The organism is Pseudomonas sp. DSP3-2-3 (assembly GCF_049898225.1).
GTDB lineage: Bacteria > Pseudomonadota > Gammaproteobacteria > Pseudomonadales > Pseudomonadaceae > Aquipseudomonas.
Genome location: NZ_JAFCXH010000017.1, coordinates 135,396 through 148,521, shown reverse-complemented (window position 1 = coordinate 148,521; position 13,126 = coordinate 135,396). Strand labels below are relative to the sequence as shown.

Genomic DNA, 13,126 nt, shown 5'->3' with positions numbered 1-13,126 from the left:
ACTCGACTCTGCTTTACGTAAGCCCGATGCAATACGAGAAGAACTGGCAAATGCAACAACCTTAGATACTCAACCCCGACGCCGGGTTAAGGGATACGTTTCTCGGGGGCAAGGTCAGAATGCTGATACTCCATGGGTTGATGCCTTGGCGGTGCGAGACGGTCGGTTGGTTGAGGTGGGTAGCGAGGAAGCTGCAAGGGCTGCCGTAGGTGCCGATGCCAGCGTGATCGATCTGCAAGGGAAAATGGTGATGCCCGGCAGGATGGACGTCCATAGCCACTTCGTCCTTGCAGGTCGGGCCGAGCTATACGAGGTGAATTTTCTGCCAACTGCCAGTCTCGACCAGATCATCGAATCGGTTCGCGGTGCAGCCAAAGATCGTCCGCAGGATCGGTGGTTCGTCGGTGGTATTTGGGGCAGTACGTTGCTTGATCAGCTGCCTACGAGGCGCGCCTTCGTCTAGATGAGGCATCCGCTGGACGTCCGGTCATGCTGCGAGATGATTCCCATCACAACCGCTGGCTTAACCTTGCAGGATTGAAGGCTTGTGGTATTGACGACAACACTCCCAATCCTCCCAACGGAACCATTGCGAGGCATCCGCAAACCGGTGAGGCTACCGGCTTGTTGCTGGAAACCGCTTCCGCTCTGGCTGAGGCTACGGTGTCCCGGTCATTGGCAAAAGAGCCGGAACTCGACGTCGCTGCGGCCGTTCATGCTATCAAACGCATGAATGCTCTAGGTGTCACCGGGCTTCAGGATGCTCTGACCGCGCGGATGATGATGGACGCGATCAAGACTGTGGCTGATCGCGGACAATTGACCGCCTGGGTCGTCGGCTCCTTGCCTGTATTGGAAGGAGGACCTCTTGCCTCCGAACAATGGGGAAAGGAGTTATTTGAACTGCGTGACCATTACCGCAGCGAATACTTCCGTCCTGAATTCGGCAAGATCTTCCTCGATGGCGTGCCCACCACCCGCACTGCATCGATGTTGGAGCCTTATCTACCCGATACTTTGCACGGCTGCTGCTTCCGCGGTGCGACCTTCCTGACAGTGCCACAGTTGGCGCGAGTGATAGCTGAATGCGAACAGGCTGATGTCAGTCTGAAGATCCATTGCACCGGCGATGGTTCGGTACGCGTAGCACTGGATGCCTTTGAAGTGGTGCGCACCTTCAACGGTGGCAATCGCCAGCATCAGATCGCCCATGCTGGTTACTTGCACGACAGTGACATCGCGCGCTTCAAAGAGCTGAACATCGTTGCTGACCTTTCGCCGATACTCTGGTGCCCTGGGGTGATTGTTGACCAGCTCAACGCGGTATTGCCCGAAGAGCGCGTCACGCGGTCTTATCCGAATCGCTCCATGGATGAAGCTGGGGTTTTGCTCGCCGTTGGCTCGGATTGGCCGGTGGTGCCTGATCCGAGCCCGTGGATCAGCCTGCAAGCCATCATCACTCGACGTGATCCAAGTGGAGCGTTCCTTGGAGAAATGTGGCCTGAGCAGGGATTGGACCTGCCCACCGCGTTGCGTGCCTACACCATTGGTCCTGCTACGGCGATGGGCCTCGGCGATGAAACCGGCTCACTGGAAGTGGGTAAGTCCGCCGATTTCATTGTGCTTGATCGTAACCTGTTTGAGATCCAAGGTCGACCAATTGGCACAGACCCAAGTCCTGCAGACATATTTCGCCGGCAATCGGGTGTATGAGGCCCAAGTATGAACGATGTGGGCGATACCCGGCTGCCGGTCACACTTTTAACCGGATTTCTTGGCAGTGGAAAAACTACGACGCTGAATCGTATGCTGGAATTGCCTGAGCTCGCCGACACGGCGGTAATCATTAATGAGTTTGGAGAAATTGGAATTGATCATCTCCTTGTCGAACAGGTGAGTGAGAACCTGCGATTGCTGCAGAGCGGATGCGTGTGCTGCACTATACGTGGTGATTTGGTTGACACCTTGGTGGACCTGCACGACCGGCGGGAAAGCGGAGAACTCTCGCCGTTCGCTCGTGTAGCCATTGAAACCACGGGGCTCGCGGATCCGGTACCGGTGTTGCAGACCTTTATGATCGATCCCGAGATCATTCAGCGTTATCGCCTCCAACAGGTTGTCACTACAGTGGATGCGGTTAATGGTGCAAGTACCCTTGATCGGCACGTTGAGGCTGTCGCGCAGGTAACTCTGGTGGATCGGTTGCTGTTGACCAAAACCGATCTGGCGTCTGGTCAAGCTATTGCAGCACTGGAGGCCAGGTTGCGGGGCATAAATCCTGCGGCTGATTTCAAGTGGGTTATCAATGGGCATGTAGATGCGGCGGATGTGCTAGGGCACGAAGACTGCACTACACGGCACGACGTGCTCGATGTTGACGCTTACATGGAGCAAGCCCAGAGGCGAGGCGGTGAGAGCTACCACGAAGGCAAGGTTCAGTCTCACTTCCTGATTCTGGATCAGCCAGTTGAACAGGAACGCCTCGCCTATTGGTTGGAACTCATTGCGTCGGTGAGGGGGGAAAACCTGCTGCGAGTGAAGGGAATAGTGCGGGTGGTCGAACATCCAGATCAGCCCATTGTTATTCATGGTGTACAGCAAATCTTCCATCCATTGAAACGGCTTGCAAAGTGGCCATCGACGGATCACCGCTCGCGAATCGTGCTCATCGTTCAAGAGATTGAATATGCCGAGATCATTCGAACTTTCGAGAAGTTCGTCGGGGTGAGCCTTCCTGCATTCAAACCAATGTCCCAAGTCAAGCCTGATCGAGAACGAAGTGTAACGGTATTTCATGGATAGGGCTGAGCTGGCCTTGATGTTTCCTAATACAGGGACGCTAGGCACCTATACAAAGCTCCCGGTCCCTTTCCTGCAATCGTTGCGGTATTCGCAGGTTACGTAGTAGTGGCAATGCTGGCGATACCGGCGGAGATGTTTTTTGTTGATGCGGTGATCGCCAAGCTCCTTCCCGGTGTTTTTCCGGAAAGAACTATCCCGTTGGCGACTCTGTTATTACTGACAGTTACCAACCTGGTGGGCGCATGGCCCTATCTGACGCGGTGCGACCAGGGCAGTTGCTCTGGCAGATCGCGATCATTGACTCTGCCCTCGATTTCTGAGCAGTAATCCTGAATCAAGGCACCCTCAGTCCAGTGTTTCTCGCTGTGCCAAAATCGGCTAACGCCGTGCGTTCATCACGATTAACTTTGCATCATCGTTAGTCAATCTGAGCCCCAGAAACACAAAGTGTCTGCATGTGCACTTCGTGGTCGGCTTGTCTGCGATCTCCCTGCACTTTCTTCGTCTCGCAAGGCCGCGCCGACATATAAACCAGCGCGCTTGGGGAATGGCGTCAGCAGGGGGGGGCTAGAAAACCTGGGGCCTCGAGCCCCGAACAAAGAACGATTACTCAAGGAGGCAGTAGCATGTCCCAATCGTCGCAACGCACCCTGATTTTCGGCGGTTCTGTTCTAACCCAGAACGAACGGCGTGAAACACATGAGGCCTTGGTCCTCGAAGGCGATACCGTGCTGGCCACTGGTTCGCTCGAAGATATGCGGGCACTAGCAGGTTCTTCGTCGAGGAAAATCGATGTTGATGGGGCCTGCGTGATGCCTGGGTTGATCGACAATCACCCGCACTTTCTGCATTACGGGAGCTTCGATGTGTCGTGCGTCAAGCTGTACGATGCTCGCGACCACGACGACATTCGAACTCGCCTCCGCGAGCGTGCTGCTGTCACTCCGCGTGGCGAATGGATTGTCACCACGCCGGTAGGCGAGCCGCACTATTTTATCCGCCGCTCCTGGCGTGATCTGCCTGAAGGCCGCCTACCTAACCGGCATGAACTGGACGCCGCTACCCCGGATCACCCCGTTTGGATTCAGGCCTTCGCGCCGACTTTGCCCAATGTCTGCGCCATGAATTCGAAGGCGCTACAGGTGCTAGGGTTTACGCGCGATCTGCCAGATTTCATCGACGATGTGTTCGTCGAAAAAGACGCGAACGGCGAACTGACGGGCATCTTCAGTGGCTACGTGACCAATTACTACAATAGCAGCCAATTCTGGCTGACGCGCGTGCTTGCGCAGGTGATGCGTCCGAGCGACGACCTCTGGTACCAGGGGGCGATGGCGGGGCAGTTATCAGCCGCGCAGCGAGGCATTACCGCCGCCTACGAGGGCCACGCGATGGAGCCGGAGCACATCTCCGCTTATCAACGCGCGCGGGATGAAGGAAGCCTGAAGATGCGTGTCCTGGCGGCGCTGGAGGTAGAGTCTGTCGCGTTCGATTTCGGCATGGGGTTGACCGACGATGGCATTCGGGCCCGGTTTGCGCTGGCAGCGAGTTTGACACAGACCGTCGATCCGCTGTTTCGTGTCAACGGCATGACGCTCGGTGTCGGCGGGCCCGGCTGGACGGGCCACATGCCGACCGACCGCACCTACAGCGACCCCTTTGGGCGGCCAACGCGCGGACACTCGTTTATTTCAGGGGATATTGAGCGTGAAGCGATCGACTATTGCCTGCGCAATGATCTCCGCTTGAATCTCATAGCGACGAGCGGGCGCGATCATCGGCGGTTCCTCGAGAATCTCCAGCCATTCCTCGCCGACTGGAATGTAGGTGCAAGGGAATGGGTCATGCAGCACAACATTTTCATTGATGACGCCACGATCGAGCGCTATGCCGAGCTGCAATTCCATTTTTCCGGCACCATGAGCTTCTGCTTCGGAAAGGGCGATATGTACCGGCAGCGCATGGGAGAGCAAGTACTCAAGGAACTCTCTCCCTTCGGAAAGATCTTCGCTTCAGGCGCCAACATCGGTTTGGGCAGCGACTGGGGACCTGCAAGCGTATTCGAGCACCTGGCGCTCGCGGAGACACGCGAGTTTGCGGGCTCCGGATACCGGCACGACGGCCCGGGCTATTCCATCACTAGACAACAGGCGCTGGACGGTTGGACGACCAATAACGCCAAGTTGATGCATTGGGCCGGTATTGGAGCGTTGAGACCTGGGTATAAGGCGGACTTGGTCATTGTCGATCAGAATCCGCTCACCTGCACCCTTGATGCGTTGCCCAAGACGCAAGTACTACGAACCGTGCTGGGTGGGAAGGATGTATTTGATACGAGCATTCTTCCTCGTCTAGACGAGGCCGAGCTGCCTCCTGAGCGCTTGCAATCCCTGAAGAGGTCCACGACTCTCCGCTCAGCGGATCACGAGTGCGGCCCGCACTGCAATCACCAGAAATAGATAGCTTCTCGGCGGCACCGCCATGCGGGGGATCCAGCTGGCAAGCTAGTTCGCAGCGCGGTGTTGCCGTCGAGCTCTAGCAAGTAGTCAACGGACTTTCAGTTTGCCGTCTTTTCCGGATACGCAAGGCGCATCCTTGCGGTAATGAGGAAATAGCTGCGAGTTTGGCAAACCACATTGATTGGTGTGGATGTATTAAGCTCGAAGCGACGATGGTTAACTCATCCATACGAGTGCGCGGCTGACTGAGGGAGGCCTCATATGCATATATGCGGAGCGAAAGTTTACGTGGCTCTACTTTATTCTGAAGTTTTATTGGATGTTCCGATCTGTGACGGGAGCTGTTGCCGCGGAAGGTGTGCGGCGGAAAATCTGACACCCTCTGGGCTCTGCAGGTAATGCTTTACCGCAATGTAGTTACTAGGGATGGTCTGAAGTAGCCACCGATATTTTGATACCCATCCCATTTGGGACTGAAAAAAATCGGTGGCCTGCCAAAAATCAGGCTTTGGCTCTTCTTAATTTATTGTTTTTCTTTGAACAGCACCTGTTCTCCGTGCGCACGCCATTCGCAGCGGGGCGCATTCGGGGGTTCTATGGAGGCAAAAAAACTAAACCATCGTCATCAGGTCGGGGGCTCTTGCATTTCCGACCGACGTCTTGCCGAGGAAGAGAGCCTCATCCGGTCGCGTCTTGCGGCCAGAGGGTCCGGCGCCTAATGTTATGAAGTAGGCACTAGGCTGCGGAGGAGGTCGTATGCTCTGTGCAAACTGCGGATTCGAAAATCCTTCCGGGGCCAGCTTCTGTGACGCGTGCGGCGCCAAGCTGTCTCGCAGTTGTACGCGCTGTGGTCACGAGGCGGGCCTATCCGCCAAATTCTGCAGTGAATGCGGCGCGCCGCTAACCGATGCGTATGCTGCACCATCACCGCGCTCCAAACCCGTTTCAGGGCCTTCTCCAGCGCCTATTCATTACACGCCCCACCACCTTGCCGAACGCATTCGCGCCGAACAGGCAGCCATGGAAGCCCGGGGCGAGACCGCCGGCGAACGCAAGACCATCACGGCGCTGTTTGCCGACATGGCCGGCTCTACGGCGCTGATCCATGACCTCGATCCAGAAGAGGCCCTGCGCCTGATCGAACCCGTCGTCGCGCTGATGATGGAAGCCATCCACTACTACGAAGGCTACGTGGCCAAGACGATGGGAGACGGCATCCTCGCGCTGTTCGGCGCACCCATCGCCCATGAGGACCATCCGCAGCGGGCGCTGTATGCGGCGTTGCGCATGCAGCAGGCGATACAGCGACCGCATTCGTCTGGAGAAAGGCATTCCCTTGCAAATCCGCGTCGGCATCCACACTGGAGAGGTCATCGTGCGTTCTATCCGCACGGACAATTTGCACACCGATTACGATCCGGTCGGGCACACGATCCACATTGCATCCCGGATGGAGGGAGTCGCCGCACCATCGACGATCTTGGTAAGCGAGTCCACCCACAAGCTGGCGGAGGGCTATTTCGAATTCAGAACGCTGGGGGCCACCCAGGTCAATGGCATTCCCGATCCGCTCGTCGTGTACGAGGTGCAGGGGCTCGGCGCTCTGCAGGTCGCGGCACATCGCGGGCTGGCCAGGTTTGTCGGCCGCCAGATCGAGCTGGACCAGTTGCATCAGGCGCTCGAGCAAGCCAAAGCGGACCATGGGCAGATTGTCGAGGTGGTGGGGGAGGCCGGGGTCGGGAAGTCACGGCTGTTCCATGAATTCAAGGAGTGCTCGCGGCACGGCTGCCTGGTGTTGGAGACGTTCTCGGTGTCGCACGGCAAGGCCTTTGCCTATTTCCCGCTCATCGAGCTTCTGAGCAACTATTTTCAGATCACCATCCAGGATGATGAGCGGAGATGCCGAGAAAAGGTCATGGGCAAGACACTTACGCTCGAGCGAAACTTCGAGGATCTCGTGCCCTACCTGCTCTACCTGCTGGGTATCGGCGAACGCAGTTCAGCACTCGCGGAAATGGATCCTCAGATCCGGCGCGTTCGCACCTTCGACGCGATCACGCAACTACTGGCGCGTGAGAGCCGCAATCAACCGATCGAGCTGCTGTTCGAGGATTTGCAATGGCTGGACAGCGAGACCGAAGCCTTCCTCGTGTACTTAATCGACCACTTGGCGAGCTCCCCGATCCTACTCCTCGTGAACTACCGGCCCGAGTATCAGGCTGTGTGGACGCACGCGGGTCATTGCAGCCAGCTGCGGCTCGAACCGCTGGGCTCGGCCGAAGCCCAGGGACTGCTCGCGGCCCTGCTTGGCAGCGATCCCTCCCTCGCCCCCCTCAAACAGCTCATCCTGGAGAAGACGGAGGGCAACCCTTTCTTTATCGAGGAAGTGGTCCAAACGCTGGTCGAGGAGAAATCACTGCTCGGTGAACCTGGCCGTTACCGGATCGAACAAACTCCGACTGCGCTGCATATTCCCACCACTGTGCAGGGTGTGCTTGCCGCCCGTATCGACCGGCTCCCCGTTGCGCAGAAGGAGTTGCTGCAGACACTCGCCGTCATTGGCAAGGAGTTTGCGTTCAGTCTGATCCAGCGCATCTGTGAAGGACGGGGCGCTTGGATGGACGAACATTTACGCGATCTGCTGGCCCGACTGGAGGCCGCGGAGTTCATTTACCAGCGGCCCGCATTTCCGGATGTGGAATATTCGTTCAAGCATGCGCTGACCCAAGAGGTCGCGGGCAGCTCACTACTTACGGAGCGACGTAACGCGCTGCATGAACGCACGGCGCAGGCCATCGAAGAACTGTTCCCCACCCGCATTGCGGATTATTGCAGCGAACTGGCGCACCACTACAGGCTGAGCGGCAATGTCCCGAAGGCCGTGGAATACCTGCACCGTACCGGGCAACAGGCCCTCCAACATTCTGCCAATATTGAGGCGATGCGTCACCTCGGCGGGGCGCTGGAATTGCTCGAGCATTTGCCTGATACGCCCGCGCGTGCTCATCAGGAACTGACATTGCTACTAGCCTTGGGCCCGGCTTTGATGGCCGTGCGAGGCTATGCTGCGCCCGAGGTGGTGACCACTTACACCCGCGCACTGGCGTTATGCGCGCAACAAGTACGCGACGACTCAGTGCTTTTCCCAGCGCTGTTTGGGCTGGGGACTTACTACTCGTTGCGTGCGCAATACGCAACTGCATGCGAACTGGCTGAACGATTGCTCAATATTGCGCAAGCTGCGCAGGATCCGGATTTGCTCGTGGATGCCCATGCTGCACTCGGGGCGACATTGTTTTTCCAGGGTAATCTGCGCGATGCCCATGAGCACCAGGAGCTGGCGCGTGTCCTCTACATCCCGGACCGTCATCGCACACATACCATTACCTACGGCATGGATCCGGGCTACGTCCTGACATTTTCGGCCTGGAGTCTTTGGTACCTGGGTTTTCCCGATCAGGCAAGCACGCGCAGCCGGGATATCCTTGCTCTGGACAAGAAGATTTCTCACCCAATTAGCTTGGCCTTCACCCTGTCCGCTACGTCGATTTTGGGACAGTTTCGGCACGACGTACAACTCGCCGAAGAGTGTGCTGATGCCGCCATCAAGCTTTCACTCGAACGAGGATTTCCGTTTTATTGGGCATGGGGGACTATCGTCCAGGGTTGGGCTCGCGCCGAGCAGGGAAACATTGACGAGGGAGTCGCCCAAATAACCGAGGGTATCGCTACTTACCAGGCCGCCGGAGCAGAGCTTGGATGCTCCTATTTTCTGGCCCTGCTGGCCGCAGCGCACGGGCGTGCCGGGAATCCGCAGGCAGGATTGGATGCCGTGACCGACGCTCTGGCTATGGTGAACAGAACAGGCGAGCACTTTTACGAAGCGGAGCTGTACCGGCTTAAGGGAACACTTATTCTCCAATCTTTGGGCGAAGCCAGACTGGATTCTTCCATGCAGCAGGAAGCGCAAGGATGTTTTCAAAAGGCGATCTCGATCGCTCGACAACAAGGGGCGAAGTCACTCGAGCTACGAGCCACAGTGAGCCTTGCTCAGCTATGGGCAACACGAGACAAAGAGGCGGCCAGGCAAATGCTGGCCGACATTCACAGCTTTTTCACCGAAGGCTTCGACAGCGTCGATTGGCTACAAGCCAAGGCGCTGCTCGATGCATGGGCATCAAGCAAAGGGTGAGCGATTGATGACTCGGGGCAGTGACGAGCGCAAGTCGGTCGCGCTGGCTTTACAGGGCGGCGGGATGCACGGTGCGTTCACCTGGGGCGTGCTCGATCGGTTGATCGAGGATGGCAGGCTTGCCATTGAAGGGGTGAGCGCAACCAGTGCCGGCGCGATGAATGCAGCCGTGCTGGCCTATGGCATGCTCCAAGGTGGCGACGTCGGCGCGCGCCAGGCGTTGCACGATTTCTGGTACGCCGTGGCGGAGTCCGCTGAGCGTTACAACCCATTGCGCTGGATGCCATGGCTGAAAGGGACGCACAGCTTCGGGCTGGACTATTCGCCCATGTATACGTTCGCGGACATGACGCTTCGTATCTTCTCGCCTTACCAGTTCAATCGCCGCAACTTGAGTCCGCTGCGGGAGGTGCTGGAGAGGCAGGTAGATTTTGCCGCCGTGCGAAGCCAATGCCCGTTCCACCTCTATCTGTGCGCGACCAATGTCGAGACGGGGAAGATACGCATCTTCACGGGCGATGACATCTGCGCTGAAGCGGTGCTTGCTTCGGCCTGTGTGCCGACATTGTTCCAGGCGGTCACGATTGACGGGCAGAACTACTGGGATGGCGGCTATATGGGGAACCCGGCTATTTTCCCGTTGATCTACCACTGCAATACACGTGATGTGGTGATCGTCCACATTAACCCGCTCGTCCGCCCAGGCGTGCCCATTACCGCTGCCGACATCCTCAATCGCATCAGTGAAATCAGCTTCAATTCGTCGCTGATGCGTGAACTGCGTACCATCGCTTTTGTCACCGACCTCATCCAGCAAGGCAAGGTCGATCGCAACGAAATGAAGGAGATGTTGATCCACTCCATTAAATCAGACGAGGCGATGTTTGCGCTCAGTGTGTCCAGCAAGTACAACGCGGACTGGGACTTCCTTTGCAGACTGCGCGACAACGGACGCCGCGAGGCCGAGGCGTGGCTCACGGAGAACTACCGGAACATTGGTGAACGGTCGAGTATCGACATCCGGCAGGAGTTTCTATGAGCGTCGTCATGAGTCGGGAAAGGTGGCTGCATCGGTACGAACGGTCCGTCCAGTGCTTGTGGCTTTAATCCATAGCTTTGGCGATAGCCGAATCTTCGGGCACAAGGTCGCGCTGGGCCAACATCTTGGTATGCAGTGCGTCGATATGGGGTGCCGCTTTTTCCTGGCGTATTAGCCATCGATCTTCGTCGATCATTTCCAGTGCTTACCGTTCAGGTTCGTACAACCCGCCAATTGAGTGCGGCGTCTGCTCGGCCAGTTGGCTTTTGTTCGTCGCGTGCAAATCGAAAAACTTGTGGCGGGCTTGGGCCATGCAGTCGATTGGGCGATGCCTTGCCGGAAGCTTGCTTTGTAGCAGGCGAAATCGTCGCAAGCCAGCTTGCCATTCCACTGACCAAGAAAGTTGTGTGCATGTTCGCTCGCACTGCCTGGGGTGAAGTTGTAACCCACCGTTTTGAATGCCCAATAACGAGTGATGACACGCGGGGCCGACCTCTACGCAGAGTGGAACATCATAAGCATTTCATGCTGATACCGCGGGTCGGGCTATACAAACCTGAACACAATACCGAGAGTGGCGATACACAGTGGGAGCTCCCGGGTTCAAGATCTGCAGGCGCAAAGCTTTCAAATTCCATGGCGTTATTTCCGCACCACCCGTCTCCACCGTGACACTGCGTACGCCGGTCTCTGTTTGCCAGGCAGTGATAAGCACCGCCTGCAGACTGCTGCCGTACAGACGGGCAACCGATATTTTTGCTGCGCAAGGCGGGATACAAAGCGCTACTGAAGGCGCGCGGCATCCCCCAGTAAAATAGCGATGCCCATAGTAATGGCTGATGCGGTTTTCACTCAAATTGTTCTTTTTATGTGTGCTCGCCAAGCTGGCATTGGTCCCGTTCGCATCAAGACATGTTGTGCCAATTCCGGCTAACGCCAGCATTCCAGGCTACGTAGGATAGATCTATCGGACTTCGACTTCTGAGTTCATTTCAGAAGGAAACAATGGATATAGGACAAAGGCACTGTCAACGGGCCTGCGCGCTGACTTTAAAATGGCCAGTCATCGTGATCCCGTCATTGAAGCCAATAAAACCGATAAATCTTAGTAGTGCTCCTGATTTGGAGTCGCTGCACGCGGAGAATGCGATGAAAGTTGAAAACAGAAGTATTCTGGACAGCTTGGGAACCAGCCTCCCAACAGAGGAAGCCGATACGCTCCGCCCGAGCCTAGGTACATTGCGTCTTATTTTTCTGATCATCGCTGCAGCGGCACCGATGGCGGCGGTACTGGGTGTCGTTCCCATCGCCTTTGCTTTTGGTAATGGACTGGGGGTACCACTCACTTTCGCGGGAGTCGCCGTCATTCTGGGCTTTTTTACGGTCGGCTATAACGCGATGAGCAAGGAGGTGGTGAATGTTGGTGCATTCTACGCTTATGTAACCCGTGGCTTCGGTAGTGTATTGGGGCTTGGCTCAGCCTTCCTGGCGATACTCTCCTACACGGTTTTCGTGTGTGGGGTCGTTGGTTATGTGGCTTTCTTTACACAGGTTGCGTTAAGCGATCTATTCGGTATCAACGTGCACTGGATAGTGCCGGCAATAGTTGCTGTGGTACTCGCGGCGATCCTTGGCTATCGGCAGATCGATTTCAGCTCGCGCATGCTCGCCATTCTGCTGGCGATCGAATTCGCCGTGCTGATTGCACTGAACATTAGCATTATCTGGAGCAAAGGGGCAGACGCATTTCCCGTCAGTGTTTTCAGTTTGAGCGCGGTTTTCAGCGGGGCACCGGGCATCGCCATCATGTTGGCGTTTACCTGTTTCATCGGCGTGGAATCTGCAGCACTGTATTCCGAAGAGACCCATTCACCTTCGCGCAGTATCGGGCTGGCAACGTTCGGGGCTGTTTTTCTCACGGCGTTGTTCTATTTCGTGACCACGTGGATCACCATTGGTGCCGTGGGCAGCGATGTCCAGAATGTCGCGACGAGTCAGTTGGCAACGCTCTACTTCAATCTCGGGGACCAATACCTCAATAAGCTTGCCACCCATACCATGGAACTGTTTCTTTCGACGAGCATGTTCGCAACCTTGCTTGCGATTCATAATGTGGCCAGTCGCTATATCTTTGCCCTTGGCCGACAGGGCTGTCTCCCAGCATTTTTAGGGCGTGTACATCCGACGCATGCCTCACCTCACAATGCGAGTGCGCTTATTACCCTGATCACTGTTACCGTTGTCGCCATCACCTTTGAATTTGGCCTTGATCCTCTACTAGGCTTGGGGGCAGTCGGAATCGGATTCGGTACGGTTGGTATCATCGCGCTTCAGGCGCTTACCAGCCTTGCCATCATCGCTTACTTCCGTCGCAAGGGCCGCACTCATTGGTGGCGCACTCTAACCGCACCCATCGTAAGCTTCATCGGTCTTGCATTGGCAGTGTCGCTTGCCGTAAGAAATTTCGATCTCCTGACCGGAAGTAAGAGCCCAGTAGTAATTCTTCTGCCCTACCTGCTTGTCCTGGCGTTTATCATTGGTGGCTTGTATGCCATTCGCCTTAAGAAGTCTCATCCGGACGTATACTCCGCAATCGCTCAGAACGTTAACTCGGAGGGCTAACATCTATCTAGT

The 13,126-nt window shown here is 56.5% G+C and carries 7 protein-coding genes and 2 pseudogenes; 8 read left to right on the top strand and 1 reads right to left on the bottom strand.

Annotated elements, in window-relative coordinates; translation table 11 throughout:
• The 7 genes and pseudogenes from ACP7E4_RS19850 to ACP7E4_RS19820 form a co-directional block, all read left to right on the top strand.
• Positions 1-463, top strand: a 463-nt coding sequence (locus tag ACP7E4_RS19850; RefSeq protein WP_426117244.1) for an amidohydrolase family protein, incomplete at its 5' end; no start/stop codon positions are given.
• Between the two features lie 26 nt (positions 464-489).
• The gene (locus tag ACP7E4_RS19845) at positions 490-1,713 is read left to right on the top strand and encodes an amidohydrolase (protein ID WP_426117242.1); all 1,224 of its coding nucleotides are present in this window, start codon (positions 490-492) and stop codon (positions 1,711-1,713) included.
• Between the two features lie 9 nt (positions 1,714-1,722).
• Positions 1,723-2,802 (top strand): CobW family GTP-binding protein, encoded by a 1,080-nt coding sequence (locus ACP7E4_RS19840; protein ID WP_426117240.1) that lies wholly within the window; start codon positions 1,723-1,725, stop codon positions 2,800-2,802.
• A gap of 626 nt (positions 2,803-3,428) precedes the next feature.
• On the top strand, positions 3,429-5,261 hold the full coding sequence (locus tag ACP7E4_RS19835; protein WP_426117238.1) for an amidohydrolase: 1,833 nt from the start codon (positions 3,429-3,431) through the stop codon (positions 5,259-5,261).
• Positions 5,262-6,017: 756 nt separating this feature from the next.
• Positions 6,018-6,509, top strand: a pseudogene (locus tag ACP7E4_RS19830) (zinc-ribbon domain-containing protein); the annotation flags it as partial.
• A complete protein-coding gene (locus tag ACP7E4_RS19825) occupies positions 6,508-9,453 on the top strand; it encodes an AAA family ATPase (RefSeq protein ID WP_426117236.1) in 2,946 nt (981 codons plus the stop codon). The pseudogene ACP7E4_RS19830 and the gene ACP7E4_RS19825, both read left to right, overlap by 2 nt.
• Positions 9,428-10,492, top strand: coding sequence for a patatin-like phospholipase family protein (locus ACP7E4_RS19820; protein ID WP_426117234.1), 1,065 nt, complete (start codon positions 9,428-9,430; stop codon positions 10,490-10,492). Before ACP7E4_RS19825 ends, ACP7E4_RS19820 begins: the two co-directional genes overlap by 26 nt.
• 67 nt (positions 10,493-10,559) lie before the next feature.
• Here ACP7E4_RS19820 and ACP7E4_RS19815 read toward each other — a convergent pair.
• A pseudogene (locus ACP7E4_RS19815) lies at positions 10,560-10,948 on the bottom strand (IS66 family transposase); the annotation flags it as partial.
• 693 nt (positions 10,949-11,641) lie between these two features.
• On the opposite strand from ACP7E4_RS19815, the gene ACP7E4_RS19810 reads away from it, so the two are divergent.
• The gene (locus ACP7E4_RS19810) at positions 11,642-13,114 is read left to right on the top strand and encodes an APC family permease (protein WP_426117232.1); all 1,473 of its coding nucleotides are present in this window, start codon (positions 11,642-11,644) and stop codon (positions 13,112-13,114) included.
• The last annotated feature ends 12 nt before the right edge of the window (positions 13,115-13,126 follow it).